We start from the raw sequence: 15,567 nt of genomic DNA, 5'->3' as shown, positions 1-15,567 counted from the left end.
GATGGTCGGGTAGTGGAATGCAGCGCGGTGGCGAACGCGGTGACGTGGGCGACGGGTCGGACGACCCCGACGCGGAGCACGCCCGCCCCACCGGTCGGCGCCGCCGGCCGCCGAAAGAGCGCGACATGGCCGTTGAGAAAAGCGGGAGCAGGGGTGGCCGAGTGGGGGTGACCTACAAGTACTTCGGCGCGCCCGATGGCGCCACCGCCGCTCGGGTCCCCATCTCGATGCGACCGGAGGAACTCGGCGGCGACGAGCTGGGCCAGGGCATGTACACCAAGGTCAAGCCGGAGACGATGGCCGCGATGGTGCTGACCGGGATCGAGGGCATACCCCCGGCGAAGGTCCCGCCGCTGGAACTCGTCGTGCTCCATCCCGACTACGCCGTCGTCAAACTGCCCCATTCCGTCGTCGAGCCGTTGCGCAAGGCCGACGAGGAGGCCCTCGGCGCCGCCGCCTTCATCTGGTCCACCGTCCCCGACCGCCGCGGCCCGCGGGACGCGTTCGTGATCTACAAGATGCTGCACGAGTGGCAGGACTTCGCCCAGCGCTGCCACGAGAGCGGGCACCAGCTGTACTGCCTGGTGTGGCCGTGACGGGCGCCGGGCGGATGCGGGTTCACTGACGGTTACAGCACCACCACGACGACGCCGTCGCCGTATCCGTTGTCGTAGCCGCCGTAACCTCCGTAGCCGTAGCCCCAGCCGTATCCGTAGCCACAGTCGTTGTCGTAGTGATGGTTGTAACGCCATCCGTAACCCCAGTCGCCGTAGCCCCGGCAGCCGTCTCCATGGGTGACGACGGACTGGTGCGAGGCGGGGGCCGCCTGCTGCGGCGCCGCGCCGGCCGCGCCGGCTCCGACGAGGGCGAGGATCGGTGCCGCGAGTACCGCGGCGGCGACCCGGCGGATGGTCATGCTCTGGACGCGCATTGTCGTTCCCCTTCGGTGCGGAACGTCGGTGCCGGTCGCGTACGACCGTGCGCGGGTCGCACCGGCCGGTGCGCGTGGCACTGGTGCGACGGGGGGTGCGCCTGGACCTCGGGTGCGGACGCACCATCACAGACGTGAAGCGTCGGACGGGACGCGGTTCACAGAAGCCGTCCTCTGACATGAACCTTAGATTCCATTACTCCCCGCAGTCAATACATAGGGTGAAATCCCCTAATTTCGGACCCTATTCGTGCGGTGGGAACTTCCCCGGTCACGAAAGGTGACGAAATCGGTGACGGTCCGCCGCCCTCCGGTCACACGAGGCGGCCGCCCGGCCGGGGCCGGTCGGGCTCCGCCGCCGACGGGCGGCCGAGGGCCGGTCGCCACCCGCCGGGGCCGAACCCACCCGCGCCGCGCGGACGTTGAGTCGGCCGCCCGGGCCGCTCCGCCGCCGCGCACCCCGCCCCCGGCGGAACTGCGATCGCCGGGCGCGCGGCGCGCGGACATACTGGACTACCGGCACCACAAGGGGCATGACCCACCCGGAGGCACCACGATGCCCGTGTACGAGATGCGTGCGGAGTACGACACCGAGAACGGCGGCCCGGCCGGCGACAGCCCGCCGCGGGCGTGGCACATGGTCGAGGACGGCGCCGCGACGGGGCTGTGCGGGCGGGAGCTCTCCCCCGCCGCCGCCGTGCAGGCGGAGGACGTGTGGGGGACGCCGGCGGCGCAGCCCTTCTGCCACAGTTGCGGCGCGCTGTATCTGCGTCATACCGCCTGAGTCGGCGGAGGATAGCCGCTCGAACGCTTGTCCCGCATGCGGAACCCCGAGATTCCGGAGCGGGTGGAATCATGTGCGGATGCTGCTCACCGAGATCGACGCCGTCAATTGGAATGCCATTCCCACGCCGCGGCCGCGCCCTCGGACCGCGGATGCCCGGGACGGCCTGAGGGCGCTTGCCGCCGCGCGCGACCTCGACTCGGTCGCCTCTGCGGTGGCGGCCCTGACCAGCAGTTCCCTGCTCCGCGGACGCACCGGCGAGGTGCTTCCCGGCGCCGTGGTCGCGGCCCCCTTCCTGCTGGACATCGCCGAGCACGGCCATCCGCACGCACGGGAGTCGGCGGTCGTCCTCCTCGACCGAGCGATGCGGTCCGCCCCGCTCGCCGATTTCAGCCGATTCCGCACGGCGGCCGGACATGACGCCCCGTTGTGCTGCGCGATAGCCGAACTGGTCCGCGCCCGCGGGGATTCCCTGGCGGAATGCGGGAGGTCCGGGAAATACCTCCTCAAAGCGAGCGACGCCCATTGGCGATTCGACATCCGCGAGGCCTCGGCCGTGTCCGGTGACGTCGTCGCCCTCGGCACCCTCCGGGGCGCTCTGCCCGCGCCGTCCGCGGGCGGGGAACTGCACCACGACGGCTCGGTGACCGCGGTCGGCTCCGTGGGCGTGGAGTGCCCTCCCGTGGACGCCACCGCCGAGGCCTGCCTGCGGCTGTCCGGCCTCGGGGCCGACGCCGCGGACGCCGGCGGCCTGACCGGTGCCGTGCTCTACCCGGCGGCGTGCGGCGACCATGAGCGCTGAGCCCGCCGGCGGCTGGGAGCCTGACGCACCGGGGGTGCTGCGACTGCCGTCGGGGCGGCTGGTGCGCGGACGGGGGCTGCGGCACCCGCTGCCGGCCGGGCCCGTCCCCGCGTTCGGGCTGTACCTGCTGGGCCACGAGCCCCCGGCGGTGGCCTGGGAGGGCCGCTGGGTGCGCTGGCCGGACTTCCGGCTGCCGGCGGACCGCGCCGCCGCCGCGGAGACGCTGCGCGAGGCGTGGCGCCGCGCGGCGGGCGAGCGCGTGGAGGTCGCCTGCCACGGCGGCGTGGGCCGCACGGGGACGGCCCTGGCGTGCCTGGCGGTGCTGGACGGGGTGCCGCCCGGCGAGGCCGTCGCCTATGTGCGGGAGCACTACGCCCGGCGCGCGGTGGAGACGCCCTGGCAGCGCCGCTATGTGTCGCGCTTCGGCTGAAGGTGCGGGGCGTACGCCCTGACCGCCTCCCTCAGCTGCCGCAGCGACGGGTTGACCATGGGCCGCCCCGCCACGGTGACGGTCGGGACGGTCTCGTTCCCGTCCGCCACGGAGCGCACGAAGGCGGCGGCGTCCGGATCGCGCCAGATGTTGACCTTGGTGTGCCGCAGCCGGGCGAACCGCAGCTGTGCGCGCAGCTTCATGCAGAAGGTGCAGCCGGGCCGCCAGTAGACGACGACGCCGCCCTCGTCCGTGTGCGCGTCGCTCATGCTCCCCCGATCGGCAGACGTGGCAGCCGCGTCCCGTGCAGCCACGGATGGAAGACCAGCGCCTCCAGCGGCCGGTCGGTGTGCTCCTGGGCCAGGGCGGTGAACTGCCCGGTGGTCACGGTGCCATGGCGGTGGGCGGCGGTCCAGGCCCGCAGCAGCCGGAAGAACGCCGGATCGCCCATGACCGTGCGCAGCGCGTGCAGAGTGAGCGCGCCGCGCTTGTACACCCGGTCGTCGAACATGCGCCGGACGCCGGGGTCGGCGAGCCGCAGGTCCTGGGGCTGGGCGGCCAGCTTTGCGTGGGCGCGGGCCGCGTTGCGGGCCGCGGTCATCTCGCCGCAGGACTCCGCCCACAGCCACTCCGCGTACGCGGCGAAGCCCTCGTTGAGCCAGATGTGCCGCCAGTCGGCGAGGGCGAGGCTGTTGCCGAACCACTGGTGGGCGAGTTCGTGGGCGACGAGGCGTTCGCCGCCGCGGCGGCCGTCGAGGTGGTTGCGGCCGAAGACGGAGACCCCGTGCGCCTCGACGGGCACCTCCAGTTCCTCGTCGACCACGACGACCGCGTACTCGCCGAAGGGGTAGGGCCCGAAGAACTCGGTGAACGCCTCCACCATCCGCGGCTGCCGTCCGAAGTCGTGGGCGAAGTCGGCGGTCAGGCGCGGCGGTACGGCGGCCGGCTGGGGCAGCGGGCCGCCGAGGTGGTCGATCAGCTCGTACTGGCCGATCTGCACGGTCGCCAGGTACGGCGGCATCGGCTTCGGCTGGTCGTACACCCAGGTCGTCGTGGAGGCGCCCACCCGGTACGACTCCAGGCTGCCGTTGGCGACGACCGTGTACGGCGAGGGGGCGGTCACCGTGATCCGGTAGCCCGCCCGGTCGCCGAGGTGGTCGTTGCAGGGGAACCAGGAGGGCGCGCCGATCGGCTGGCTGGCCACGAGCGCGCCGTCCTCCAGCTGCTCCCAGCCCAGTTCCCCCCAGTCGCGGGAGCGGACGGGCCTCGGGTTGCCGACATAGCGGACCTCCACCGCGAACGGGCCCGCGGGCAGCGCCTTCGCGGGCTTCACGCGGAGCTTGCCCGCCCGGTGGGTGTAGCGGACGGGGCGGCCGTCGACGAGGACCCGGTCGAGGCGGAAGGCGCCCAGGTCGAGGCTGAACGCGGAGAGGGCCCGGTCCGCCACCGCGGAGATCCGGGCCCGGCCCGAGAGGCGGTTGGCCGCCGGGCGGTAATCCAGTTCCAGGTCGTAGTGGGTGACCCGGTAGCCGCCGTTGCCGTGCTCGGGGAAGTAGGAGTCCGCGGACACCTCCGCCCCGGGCGTGGCGGGGACGGCGGCCCCGCCACGCACGCGCTTGCCGTTGCTCACCCTGTGCGGGCCCCCTCTGTGTGCCAGGCGGAGATCGGGTTGCCGAGCCAGCGGGTGCCCTCGGGCACGCCCTCGCCCCGCATGACGAGCGAGGCCGGGCCGATCGCGCTCCGGGCCCCGACCGTCGCGCCGGGCAGCACGATGCCGTGCGGGCCAAGGCTCGCGCCCTCCCCGAGTACGACCTCGTCCATCCGCAAGATCCGATCGTGGAACAGGTGTGTCTGTACCACGCAGCCGCGGCCGACGGTAGCGCCGTCCCCGACCCGGACCAGGTCCGCCTCCGGCAGCCAGTACGTCTCGCACCATACGCCGCGCCCGATCCGCGCCCCCAGGCACCTCAGCCACAGGTTCATCAGCGGGGTGCCGCCGACCGCGCCGACGAGCCACGGCACGGCCAGCACCTCGACGAAGGTGTCGGCCAGTTCGTTGCGCCACACGAACGAGCTCCACAGCGGCCGTTCGCCCGCCCGCACCCGCCCGACCAGCAGCCACTTCATCACGACGGCCACCGCGCAGGCGGCCGCACCGGCGCCCGCGAGCAGCGCCCCGCCGGCGGCGAGCGCCACGGGCACCCCGTACCGGCCGGCCACCGCCGCGTACCCGGCGAGCACCAGCACCACCAGCGCGACCGCGCACATCACGGGGACGACCCGGCACAGCTCGACGGCCGCGCGGGCCAGCACGAGCCGCCGGGGCGGCGCGAAGGTGCGGCTGCGGTCGCCCTCCTCGGGGACCCGGGGCAGCTTCATCGGCGGCATGCCGAGGTAGGAGCTGCCGGCCTTGGCGCCCTTGGGCGTCGACGAGAGCACGCCGACCAGGCCGTTCTTCGGCACCGAGCGGCCGGGGGCGGTCATCCCGGAGTTGCCGAGGAAGGCCTTCTTGCCGATCCGGGCCTCGGCGATGCGCATCCGGCCGCCGCCGAGTTCGTAGCTGCCGACCATGGTGTCGTCGGCGAGGAAGGCCCCGTCGCCGACGGTGGTCATCGTGGGCAGCGCCAGCACGGTGGACGCCTCCACGTGGCGGCCGACCTTCATGCCGAGCGCGCGCAGCCACACCGGCGTCAGCAGGCTGGCGTAGAACGGGAACAGATGCGCGCGGGCCCGGTCCATGAGCCGGGCCGTCGTCCAGGCCTGCCAGGCGACGCGGCCGTGCACGGGGTGGTGGCCCTCGCGCAGCCCGACGCCCAGCAGCCGCACCCCGGCCAGCACCAGCAGCGCGTACGTCAGCAGCCAGGCGAGCGTGGCCAGGGGGACGGCGGTGAGCGCGGCGGACAGCGGCGCGGCGCCGGCGTCGCGCAGGAAGCGGGCCAGCACCAGCAGGGCGGGCAGCGCCGACACCGCGGGCAGCAGGTCGAGGGCGAAGGCGGTCGCCTCGTACGCCGCCGCCCAGCGCAGCCGCCGCGGCGGCCGGGAGTCGGCGCCGCGGTGCGGGGCCTTGCCGGTGCGGACGGCGGGCACGCCGCCCCAGCGCTGCCCGGCCCGCACGGCGCCCACGACGCCGGAGCCGGGGGCGATCTCGGCGCGCTTGCCGATCCGGGCGCCGGGCAGCAGGGTGCTGCGCGAGCCGACCGTGGCGCCCGCCCCGACGCGGATCTTGCCGATGTGCAGCAGGTCGCCGTCGAGCCAGTGGCCGGACAGGTCGACCTCGGGCTCGACCGCGCTGCCCTTGCCGAGCTTGAGCATGCCGGTGACCGGCGGCGGCGCGTGCAGGTCGGCGCCGTCGCCGACCTTGGCGCCCAGCGCGCGGGCGTAGTGGCTCAGCCACGCGCCGGTGAGGTTGCCCGCGCCGCTGACGTGCGCCAGGCGTTCCGCGGCCCACAGGCGCAGGTGCACCGACCCGCCGCGCGGATAGGTGCCGGGGCGTACCCCGCGCAGCAGCAGCCGGGCGCCGCCGGCCGAGACGGCGACCCGTCCGGCGGGGCTGACAAGCAGCGCCCAGCCGGCCAGCACCCACCACCAGGAGACGGCCGGGACCCACGGGAAGGGGCCGAGGAGGAGCAGCACGTTGCCGATGGCCGCCGCCACGACGCCCCAGCGCAGTCCGGCCAGGACGAATAGCGGCGGCATCAGCGCCAGCTGGACCGCCGCGGCCCGCCGGGGCACCGGCCGCACCGGGCGCGCGGCGGCGCGGCGGGCGTCGGCCTCGTCCAGGCGTGCGGCGAGCGCCCCGAGGGTGGGGTGCTGGTAGACGTCGCCCACGGCGGCCGCGGGGTAGCGGGTGCGCAGCTGGGAGACGAGGCGGGCGGCCGTCAGGCTGCCGCCGCCGAGCGCGAAGAAGTCGGCCTCGGGCCCGGTCACCGGAGCGCCGAGGAGCTCCGCCCACAGCCCCGCGAGCAGTCCCTCGGTGCCGGCGAGTTCCACGGCGGGCGTCTCGAGCCCGGGCAGCGGCCAGGGCAGCGCGTCCCGGTCGACCTTGCCCGAGGTCCTGGTCGGCAGGGTGCCGACGACGGCGACCAGCGGCACGAGGGCGGCGGGCAGCGCCTCGCGGAGCCTGGCGAGCGCGTCGGCCTGGTCGAAGTCCTCGGTCACCGCGACGTAGCCGACCAGGATCTGGTTGCCGCCCTTGGTGGTGCGTACGGCGGCTGCCGCGCCGGCGACGGCGGGCAGTGCCTGCAGCGCGGCGTCGATCTCGCCCAGTTCGATGCGGCGGCCGCCGAGCTTGACCTGCTCGTCGGCGCGGCCGACGAAGACCAGGCCCGCCGCGTCCGCGCGGACCAGGTCGCCGCTGCGGTAGGCGCGGTCCCAGCCGAGGGCGGGCAGCGGGGCGTACTTCTCGGCGTCCTTGGCGGGGTCCAGGTAGCGGGCGAGGCCCACCCCGCCGATGACCAGCTCGCCGGTGGCGCCCATGGGCAGCGGTGCGCCGTGGGCGTCCACCACGGCCAGCTCCCAGCCGTCCAGGGGCAGCCCGATGCGGACCGGGCCCTCGCCGGTGAGCTGGGCGGCGCAGGCGACGACGGTGGCCTCGGTCGGACCGTAGGTGTTCCACACCTCGCGGCCCTCGACGGCCATCCGCTCGGCCAGTTCGGGCGGGCAGGCCTCGCCGCCGAAGATCAGCAGACGGACGTCGTCCAGCGCCTCGACGGGCCACAGCGCGGCCAGGGTGGGCACGGTGGAGACGACGGTGATGCCCTGCTCGACCAGCCACGGGCCGAGGTCCAGGCCGGTGCGCACCAGCGAGCGCGGCGCGGGCACCAGGCAGGCGCCGTGCCGCCACGCCAGCCACATCTCCTCGCAGGAGGCGTCGAACGCCACCGACAGCCCGGCCAGCACCCGGTCGCCGGGTCCGAGCGGCTCGTCGGCGAGGAAGAGCCGCGCCTCGGCGTCGACGAACGCGGCCGCCGAACGGTGGGTGACGGCGACGCCCTTCGGCTTGCCCGTGGAGCCGGAGGTGAAGATGATCCACGCGTCGTCGTCCGGCCCGGGACGGCGGCCGGCGCTGCCGCCGGGCACGGCGCACGGGGTGATCGCGAGGTGCTCGCCGATGACGGCGCACACCTGTGCCTCGGAGAAGACCAGCCGGGCGCGTTCCTCGGGGTCCTCGGCGTCGACCGGCACATAGGCGGCGCCCGCGGAGAGCACGGCGAGGATCGCCACGTACAGGTCGGCGGTGCCCGAGGGCACCCGTACGCCGACCCGGTCGCCGGCGCCGATGCCGGCCTCCGCCAGGCGGTGGCGCAGGCGCTCGGTCGCCGCGGCGAGGGCGCGGTAGCTCAGCGTCGTGGTGCCGTCGTCGACGGCGGGTGCGGTGGGGTGCGCCCGGGCGGTGGCGGCCAGGATGCCGAGCAGGGTGCGCTCGGGCGCTGCGGCGCCGGCCCGGAAGAGCGCGGTACCCGGGGCGCAGGTGACGCCGGTGGCACCAGTGGGCGCGGGGTCCTCCAGGAGCGGGAGGGGCGACTCGACGAGCGTCATACGGTGCTCCCCGGCTCGGGCGAGCCGGGGGTCGGTGGCGCGGCGGCGGACGTGCCGGGCACCTTGTTCCGGTCACTCACAGCCAGGGACGGACGCATGTCAAACCCTCCAAAAGCTCGGGACCACTGCGGTGCCGGCGGCCTTCGACCGGACGGCCGGGGACCACGGCGTCCCGGCGCGCGGGCTGCTTCCCGCGACTGGCGCACGCCCGGCCTCCCCGTACCGCGACCGTCCCGACCGGACGGCGGCGGGCCCTTCACCGAGCGACAGAAATAGCGAACAAGCAGTTTACCGTCGCTTAATCCACGCTGCCTGCCGAAAAGCGGGCAAGTGGTCGCTCTCACAGCCGTGCCGGGCTCCGGCGGGGCGTCGTCACCACCTCCTTCCCGCGGCCCGTCCGCGGTCCCGACGCCCGCACGCGCACACCTGAACGCCCGTACGCCCGCCCGGCTCCCGGCTCGCGTCGGGGCCCTGCCACGCCACCCACTGGACCACGGCGGGGACGGGAGCATCGTCCCCACGGCGCATCCGGGTGACGTCCCGCGGCACGGCCGGGCCGTTGCACGAGCGCCCACCGGCACATCGATCGCCGTCCGTCACATCACGTTGACGGACGGGCGCTTCCGGGCAGCTACGGCGCGGTCGCGGTCGCTCCCCGCGCGATCCCGGGCAGAGTCGGTCCCGCCTGGCGTCCCGTGGTGCTCGCTCCTAACCTCGGCAGCTCGGAGACCAGGGGGTGAGGACGGATGCCTGCCGCGGATGTGCGGGTCGTCCCGGTGCAGCGGATGCGGCCCGGCGACCACGCGTTCGTCAGCTACGACGGCGACGACACACGCTGGGACGTCCTGGCCGCGTTCGCACGGCTCGGGCTGGCGGCCGGCGAGCGGGTGATGGTCTTCGCCGCCCCCGGCGTGCCGGACCCGGAGGTGCTGGCCCACCTGGGACCGGCCGACGACGCCGGGCGGCCCGGGGACGCCGACGCCTGGGTGCGCTCCGCGCGGCGGAGCGGGCAGCTCGTGCTGAGCAGCATGCGCGAACTGATCAGCCCGGAGCGCGAGTTCACGGCGGTACGGCAGCAGGGCCGGCTCACCGAGGAGACGGACCGCGCGGTCCGCGACGGATACGCGGGCCTGCGCGCGTACATCGACATGCACTGGGTGCGCGACATGGGCGCGCCCATCGACGCGATGGTGCACCGCGAGACCCACGCCGACCACCTCTTCGCCGGACGCCCCTACGCGGAGGTCTGCGCCTACGACCGCCGGTGGTTCACCGGGGACGTGCTCGACGCGATGGCGCAGGCGCACCCGCGCAACCTGCTGACCCGGCTCGGCGCGCTCTACGCGACGCGCACCGAGGGCCTGCTGCGGCTGCTCGGCGAGGCCGACCTCAGCACACGGGAACGGTTCCAGGGCGTGGTCGGGGACGCGCTGCGCCGGACCGCGGAGGGCGGGCGCCTCGTACTGGCCCTGCGCGACCTGCACTTCCTCGACGTGGGGTGCGCGGCGGAGCTGCTGACGCTGGTGGCCGCCGCGGGAGAGCGGGGGGTGCGGGTGGAGGTCCGCTGCTCGGCCTTCCACCTGGCGCTGCTGCGCAGACTGGGCGCGGCGACCCTGCCGGGGCTGACGCTGATCGGGGTGAGCGGTTGATGCTGGAGGAGCTGCGTGAACCGTCCGCCGGCGACCCCGCCGCCGAAGGCTGCTGGCTCGAACGCGACTTCGCGGAGGGCGACCTGCCCCGGCTGCGGGTGCTGACCGAGGAGTTCGCGATGTGGGCGGGCCTGGCCGCGGCGCACCGGGGGGAGTTCGTCCTGGCGGTGAACGAGGTGGCCTCCAACGCGATCGTCCACGGCGGCGGCCGCGGCCGCCTGATGCTGCGCCGGACCGACGGTGAGGTGCAGTGCCGGGTCACCGACCGCGGCCCCGGCTTCGACGCCGCCGTCATCCCCGAACTGCTCCCGGGCCTCGACTCCCGCTGCGGGCGGGGCCTGTGGCTCGTCCGCCTGGTCACCGACCACCTCACGATCGTCCCGGGCCCGGTCGGCACGGTCGTCACCCTCGCGATCCGCCTCCCCTGACCGGGCCGGGCCTCACGGCAGGGACGGGAGGGTGGCCGCGCGGGGGACGTGGATCCAGCCCTCGACGGCCGCGGCACGGGTCTGTTCGGGGCCGGACGGCAGGCGGGTGAGCCCGCGTTCGACGGCGCGGGCGGCCAGGGCGGCGATCAGGGCGTCGAAGGCGTGCTCGCTGCCGTCGTACGCGGCGCGTTCGGCCGGGCCGCACCGCAGCCAGGGCGCGGCGGCGCAGAGTTCCGCCATGGAGCGTTCGGGGCCGAGGCCCCATCGCCTGCGGGACGCCGCGGGGTACACCTCGGCGATCCGCCCGGAACCGTCGCGGGCCACCGGACGGCCGCGGGCGCGGCGAGTTCGTCGGCGAGGTGGGCCCAGCGGGCGGCGGTGGCGCCGAGCCGGTCGAAGGCGACGGACAGCGGCCACCGGCCGCCGAGTTCCTCGTGGGTGAGGATGTCGGTGCGGCGGTGGCGCAGGGTCGCCCGGTGCGCGGCGCTGCCGGTGCCCCGCCCGGGCCATGGCGCACCCGCCGTGTGGGCGGTGACGGCCTCGACGAAGGGGATCGGCCAGCCGAAGGGGCAGTCCACCCCGGCGCGTTCCTCCGGTCCCAGGCCGGAGAGCAGGTCGACCAGCACGTCGTCGGCGCACCCGAGCAGCGGCGGGGCGACGGCGGCCGTGCCGTCGCCGGGCCAGTCGACGACCGCCGCCGCGGTCGTCCGGGGGCCTGCGGCGAGGTCGATCCCGAGGGTGCGCACGGTCCCATCATCCCCGCCGCGCGGACGGCGCCGCGGGGGCGCGGCTGAACGTTGCGGTGCCGGAGTGCGTATCCCCTGCCGTACCGCACTGCAGCCAATGGTGAGGAACGGCCGATGAACAGTCAGAGCAACGTCCCCTTCCAGGGGCTCCAAGCGCTCCCCGACGGCGAGGCCGAGCTGCCGCTCGTCGTGCACCTGAGGTGGGAGGACCTCGCGGCACTGGGCCGGGAGGCGAGCCGGCTGGCGGTACGGCTGCAGCGGCCCGTGAGCCTCGACGAGGCGGCCGGGCACCACCTGCGGACCCGGTTCGGGGTGAGCCACGCACCCGACAAGGACGAGCACCCGAAGACGGAGGCGACCCGCGCGGTCACCGCCGCGGTGCCCTCCTCCGCCGCCCCGATGGCGATCGCCCCGGGCGCCGCGCAGCAGTCCGGAGGCGCCCACGCGGCGCCCACCCATGCCGCCCCCGCCCATACCCCCGCCCATACGCCCACGCACACGTCCACGCACACGACGGCTCCCACGACCGCCCCGGCGTCCGCCCACGCCGCCACCCCGGTGTCCGGCACGGGACTCACGCCGGGCCGGCAGGCGGAGCAGCCCGGCCGGGTGGCGCCGCTCGGCGGCCGCAACGTGGTGGAGCAGCCCACGACCGCCGCCGGGTAACTCCCCGGCCCCGGGTGCCGCGACGGGGCGCGATGGTTGTACTAGGCCGGGCCGGCCCGGTCCGGCCGTACGGCCCTGAGCTCCGCGACCCACCGGCCGAGGACGTCGCGGACGTGGTCGGCGTGGTCGGCGGGGTAGCCCCGCGGGCCGCACTCGACGACCAGGATCAGTCCGAGGTAGACCCGGTACAGGGCCAGCCGGTGCAGCGTGGACGGCCCGAAGTCGAGAACGCCGCCCGCCTCCCGGTAGCCGGCGACGAGGTCGCTGCCGGGGCCCGTGTCGCCGCCGAGGGCCAGGGAGACCAGTTCGGCCGACGGGTCGCCCCAGAAGGCCCGCTCGTGGTCGATGAGCCCGGTGACGGCGGAGCCGTCGTCGGCGACGAAGACGTTGCCGGGCCACAGGTCGAAGTGGACCAGCCGCGGCTCGGTCACCTCCGCCAGGACGTCCGCGCCCGCCGCGACCAGCGCGCGGATCTCCTCGGGGGCGACGCCGAGCGCGGTACGCCGGTGCCCGGCCTCCTCCAGCAGCGCGTCCACCATGGCGCCGAAGGCCGTCGGCCAGTCCGCCGCCGACAGACCGGCCTCGGGGGCCGGGTAGCCGTACCGGCCGTCCTCCGGGGCGAGCGTGTGCAGCCGCGCCACGATCCGGCCCAGTTCACGGCGGAGCGGGGCCTGCCGGTCCGCGGGGATGCGGTCGGCCGCCTTGTCCCAGGGGGTGCCGGGCAGGACCGACAGAGCCATGAACTCCGGTGCCGCGTACAGCAGTTCCGGCAGCGGGATGCCGCCCAGGGCGGCCATGCGGCGGTGCGCCATGACCTCGGTGGCCATGATGCCGCGCTCGTAGCGCAGGACGACGGCGTCCGGCGGCGGGGCGATCTTCACCACCGCCGGCCGCCCGTCGTCGAGCCGCACCCGGTAGGCGGCGTTGAACCAGCCGTCCGTCAGCTCCGCTTCGACGCTGCAGCCGAGACCCGTCGACTCCCGCAGCATGGCGGTCAGTTGCTCGGCGGACAGGGCTCGTTTGGTCAGGCTCCTCATGTCCCCGCATGCTATGAGAGCGCTCCCACGCTGTCACCGGTCGTGCCGGACGGCGATGCGGTCGGCACCCGGCTCGTACCAGAGGACCGCCACGTCCACGCCGGCGCCTTCCGGACACAGGAAGACGGTCCGGTCCAGGCGCCGGCCGATCGCCCGCAGGAAGCCGCAGAAGACGTCCAGCCGTTCCTGGCCCCACAGTTCGTACAGGTCGATGTCGAAGTCGATCGTCTCGTCCGACAGGAAGCGGAAGATCGCCCGGAACCCGGGCACGGGCTCGACGTACAGGGTCGGCACCTCGGCGTCGCACGGCCGGGACAGCACCCGCGCGGCGGTCGGCAGGGGCAGCACACGGCAGCCCTCCGCGTACGCGTGCCACCAGCCGCGGGCGACGACCAGGTCGAGCAGTGCCTGCCAGTCCGCCGCGGAGACGCCGGGGATCCACAGATCGGGCAGCCTGCCCATGGCGACGGGGTCGAAGACGTCCGCGACGTCGGCCCACAGGGGATCGGTCACGGCGCCCATCCTGACTCCGGCACCGCCTCCGGCGCACCCGGATTGACGGGGCGCGCGGGTACACCCGTCACGCCCGGTGCCGCAACCCCTACGCGCCTGGTCTGTTCCCGGGCCACTTTCATATGGCAATCTCATCTTCGCGTCGTACGCTCAGGCCCCACGTCCCCCACGCTCACTCCTCAGCCCCAGGTTCCTCAGGATCGACGAAGAGAAGACCGCCGTGGCGTCCCTGCCCCTCACCCTGGCGGCTCGTCTGCTGCCCACCGCCATACTCGCCATCGTCGGCTGGACGATGGCCTCCTCGTCCCACGAGGAGACCGGCCGCACGTCGGCGAACGGATCCCCGGCCGGCTCCGCCGCGCCGTCCGGATCGGACTCCGGCTCGGGTTCGGACTCCGGGTCCGACTCCGGCTCCGGCTCGGGTTCCGGGTCGGAGGGCTCGAAAGACGCGCCCGCCACGTACTCCAAACCGCCCGCGCCGTGCACCGCGATCAAGGCCGCGACCATCAAGAAGCTGGTGCCGGAGGCCAAGACGGCGGGCAAGCAGCTCTCCCTCACCGACCCCTCGCACCGCACCGGCTGCTCGTGGAACGCCCTCAAGGGCTTCGACTACCGGTGGCTCGACGTGACGTTCGAGGTGTCCACCAACAGCGGCGGCCAGGACGGCGAGGCCGCGGCGAAGGCCTCGTACAAGCGCCTGAAGAAGTCGATCACGGCCGCCGGCATCGGTGACGAGGCGTCCGTGTCCGTGGAGCTGACGACCGAGGACAAGCAGCAGACGCGCGAGGCGGTCGTGGTGTTCCGCAAGGGCAACGCGGTCGTGACCGTCACCTACAACGGCAGCGACTTCGAGAACAAGAAGTCGCCGGACGACTCCGAGGTCCGCGACGGCGCCCTGGCGGTGGCCAAGGACGCGCTCACCGGGCTCGGCCCGGGCACCAACGTCGAGGGCGACCAGAGCGCCTGAGCCGGCGGCGGGCGGACAAGGCCCGCTTCTGCAGGGCCCGTTCAGGCCTCCGCGGCGGGGATGACGTCCCGTGGCGGCCGGCCGTCGAGGAAGTCCACGACGTTGCGCACGGCGGCCCGGGCGATCCGCGCCAGGGTGTCCCGGGTGGCACCCCCGGCGTGCGGCGAGAGGACGACATTGGGCGCCTGGAGCAGCCGCGTCCCGGCCGGCGGCGGCTCGGGTTCGAAGACGTCGAGCCCGGCACCCGCCAGGCGCCCGGCCTCCAGGGCGTCGGCCAGCGCGTCCTGGTCGACGACCGCGCCGCGCGCCGTGTTGACCAGGAAGGCCGTGGGTTTGAGCAGCGCCAGCCGCCGCGCGTCGAGCAGATGCCGGGTCGCGCCGGTCAGCGGGACGTGGACGGAGACATAGTCGGCGGCGGCCAGCAGTTCCTCCAGCGGCATGCGGCGGGCCCCGAGCAGCCGCTCGGTCGCGGCCGGCACGGGCCCGCGCGAGGTGTAGAGCACGGTCATCCCGAAGGCGCCGGCCCGCCGGGCCACGGCCTGCCCGATCGCCCCGAGGCCGATCACGCCGAGGACCCTGCCGTCCAGTTCGGTCAGCGAGCGCTGCAGGCGGGGCAGCGGCCATTCACCGCGGGAGAGCGCCTCGTGCCCGGGGACGATCCGTTTGGCGAGGGCGAGCATCAGCGCGAAGGCCTGCTCGGCGACGCTCTGCGTCTCGGCCCCGCTGGAGCCGATGGTGCACACGGGTACGCCCCGGGCGCGGGCGGCGGCGACGTCCACGTGCTCGTGGCCGTGGCTGGTGCACTGGACGAGTTCCAGGGCGGACGCCCGGGCGAGGTGCCCGGCCGTCACGGGGCCCAGTGCCGTCATGATCACGTGGGCCGCGGCCAGCGCGGCCGGGTCCTCGTCGGCGGACTCGACGACCGTGACGGCGGCCCGGTCCCCGAAGAGCCCGGCCAGGGCGGCACCGGCGCCGCGGCCCCCGACGTGCGGCGCGATCACCGCGAGGACGTTCTTCGGCTGCTCCATGCGTCGTCACTCCTTCGTTCACGGGTCCGCCCCGCGCGGACGCCGACC

The 15,567-nt window shown here is 75.0% G+C and carries 17 protein-coding genes; 8 read left to right on the top strand and 9 right to left on the bottom strand.

Annotated features, from left to right (window positions below; all coding sequences use genetic code 11):
• The first annotated feature begins 17 nt into the window (after positions 1-17).
• Positions 18-596 (top strand): hypothetical protein, encoded by a 579-nt coding sequence (locus tag CHF15_RS26175; RefSeq protein WP_179279967.1) that lies wholly within the window; start codon positions 18-20, stop codon positions 594-596.
• Positions 597-628: 32 nt separating this feature from the next.
• On the opposite strand, the gene CHF15_RS44005 is transcribed toward CHF15_RS26175, so the two are convergent.
• The gene (locus CHF15_RS44005) at positions 629-931 is read right to left on the bottom strand and encodes a hypothetical protein (protein WP_107418568.1); all 303 of its coding nucleotides are present in this window, start codon (positions 929-931) and stop codon (positions 629-631) included.
• A 556-nt stretch (positions 932-1,487) separates the two neighbouring features.
• On the opposite strand from CHF15_RS44005, the gene CHF15_RS26165 reads away from it, so the two are divergent.
• From CHF15_RS26165 to CHF15_RS26155, 3 genes are all read left to right on the top strand, one after another.
• Positions 1,488-1,715, top strand: a complete 228-nt coding sequence (locus CHF15_RS26165) for a hypothetical protein (protein ID WP_089226341.1) — start codon at positions 1,488-1,490, stop codon at positions 1,713-1,715.
• Positions 1,716-1,794: 79 nt separating this feature from the next.
• Entirely contained in the window at positions 1,795-2,517 is a 723-nt protein-coding gene (locus tag CHF15_RS26160) for a hypothetical protein (RefSeq protein ID WP_089226340.1), read from the top strand.
• Positions 2,507-2,947: a protein-tyrosine phosphatase family protein gene (locus tag CHF15_RS26155; RefSeq protein WP_089226339.1), complete on the top strand. Its 441-nt coding sequence runs from the start codon at positions 2,507-2,509 to the stop codon at positions 2,945-2,947. The genes CHF15_RS26160 and CHF15_RS26155 overlap by 11 nt, the downstream gene beginning before the upstream one ends.
• Here the strand turns inward: CHF15_RS26155 and CHF15_RS26150 are convergent.
• The 3 genes from CHF15_RS26150 to CHF15_RS26140 are packed head-to-tail and all read right to left on the bottom strand — an operon-like array spanning position 2,926 to position 8,485.
• Complete coding sequence (locus CHF15_RS26150; RefSeq protein WP_089226338.1) at positions 2,926-3,216, bottom strand: glutaredoxin domain-containing protein; 291 nt, start codon at positions 3,214-3,216, stop codon at positions 2,926-2,928. The two genes, CHF15_RS26155 and CHF15_RS26150, sit on opposite strands and share 22 nt — an antisense overlap.
• Positions 3,213-4,577, bottom strand: a complete 1,365-nt coding sequence (locus tag CHF15_RS26145) for a M1 family metallopeptidase (protein ID WP_089226337.1) — start codon at positions 4,575-4,577, stop codon at positions 3,213-3,215. Before CHF15_RS26145 ends, CHF15_RS26150 begins: the two co-directional genes overlap by 4 nt.
• On the bottom strand, positions 4,574-8,485 hold the full coding sequence (locus CHF15_RS26140; RefSeq protein ID WP_089226336.1) for a Pls/PosA family non-ribosomal peptide synthetase: 3,912 nt from the start codon (positions 8,483-8,485) through the stop codon (positions 4,574-4,576). The genes CHF15_RS26145 and CHF15_RS26140 overlap by 4 nt, the downstream gene beginning before the upstream one ends.
• Before the next feature lie 746 nt (positions 8,486-9,231).
• Here CHF15_RS26140 and CHF15_RS26135 point away from each other — a divergent pair.
• A complete protein-coding gene (locus CHF15_RS26135; protein WP_089226335.1) occupies positions 9,232-10,134 on the top strand; it encodes an MEDS domain-containing protein in 903 nt (300 codons plus the stop codon).
• A complete protein-coding gene (locus tag CHF15_RS26130) occupies positions 10,134-10,562 on the top strand; it encodes an ATP-binding protein (protein WP_089226334.1) in 429 nt (142 codons plus the stop codon). The genes CHF15_RS26135 and CHF15_RS26130 overlap by 1 nt, the downstream gene beginning before the upstream one ends.
• 12 nt (positions 10,563-10,574) lie before the next feature.
• On the opposite strand, the gene CHF15_RS46620 is transcribed toward CHF15_RS26130, so the two are convergent.
• On the bottom strand, positions 10,575-10,802 hold the full coding sequence (locus CHF15_RS46620; protein WP_089226333.1) for a DUF429 domain-containing protein: 228 nt from the start codon (positions 10,800-10,802) through the stop codon (positions 10,575-10,577).
• Positions 10,709-11,308, bottom strand: a complete 600-nt coding sequence (locus tag CHF15_RS46615; protein WP_089226332.1) for a DUF429 domain-containing protein — start codon at positions 11,306-11,308, stop codon at positions 10,709-10,711. Before CHF15_RS46615 ends, CHF15_RS46620 begins: the two co-directional genes overlap by 94 nt.
• A gap of 114 nt (positions 11,309-11,422) precedes the next feature.
• Here CHF15_RS46615 and CHF15_RS45900 point away from each other — a divergent pair, with 114 nt between their 5' ends.
• Complete coding sequence (locus CHF15_RS45900) at positions 11,423-11,974, top strand: hypothetical protein (RefSeq protein ID WP_245939051.1); 552 nt, start codon at positions 11,423-11,425, stop codon at positions 11,972-11,974.
• Positions 11,975-12,015: 41 nt separating this feature from the next.
• On the opposite strand, the gene CHF15_RS26110 is transcribed toward CHF15_RS45900, so the two are convergent.
• Together CHF15_RS26110 and CHF15_RS26105 are read right to left on the bottom strand one after the other, a co-directional pair.
• The gene (locus CHF15_RS26110) at positions 12,016-13,011 is read right to left on the bottom strand and encodes a phosphotransferase family protein (RefSeq protein ID WP_089226331.1); all 996 of its coding nucleotides are present in this window, start codon (positions 13,009-13,011) and stop codon (positions 12,016-12,018) included.
• A 33-nt stretch (positions 13,012-13,044) separates the two neighbouring features.
• A complete protein-coding gene (locus CHF15_RS26105; protein WP_322975705.1) occupies positions 13,045-13,533 on the bottom strand; it encodes a hypothetical protein in 489 nt (162 codons plus the stop codon).
• Positions 13,534-13,744: 211 nt separating this feature from the next.
• On the opposite strand from CHF15_RS26105, the gene CHF15_RS26100 reads away from it, so the two are divergent.
• Positions 13,745-14,491 (top strand): uL14 family ribosomal protein, encoded by a 747-nt coding sequence (locus CHF15_RS26100; protein ID WP_089226330.1) that lies wholly within the window; start codon positions 13,745-13,747, stop codon positions 14,489-14,491.
• Positions 14,492-14,532: 41 nt separating this feature from the next.
• Here CHF15_RS26100 and CHF15_RS26095 read toward each other — a convergent pair whose 3' ends face one another.
• A complete protein-coding gene (locus CHF15_RS26095; RefSeq protein WP_089226329.1) occupies positions 14,533-15,519 on the bottom strand; it encodes a 2-hydroxyacid dehydrogenase in 987 nt (328 codons plus the stop codon).
• Positions 15,520-15,567 lie beyond the last annotated feature (48 nt).

This window comes from Actinacidiphila glaucinigra (genome assembly GCF_900188405.1).
In the GTDB taxonomy this organism is placed as follows: domain Bacteria; phylum Actinomycetota; class Actinomycetes; order Streptomycetales; family Streptomycetaceae; genus Actinacidiphila; species Actinacidiphila glaucinigra.
The sequence above is the reverse complement of the archived record's forward strand: the minus strand, read 5'-3'. Positions and strand labels throughout refer to the sequence as shown.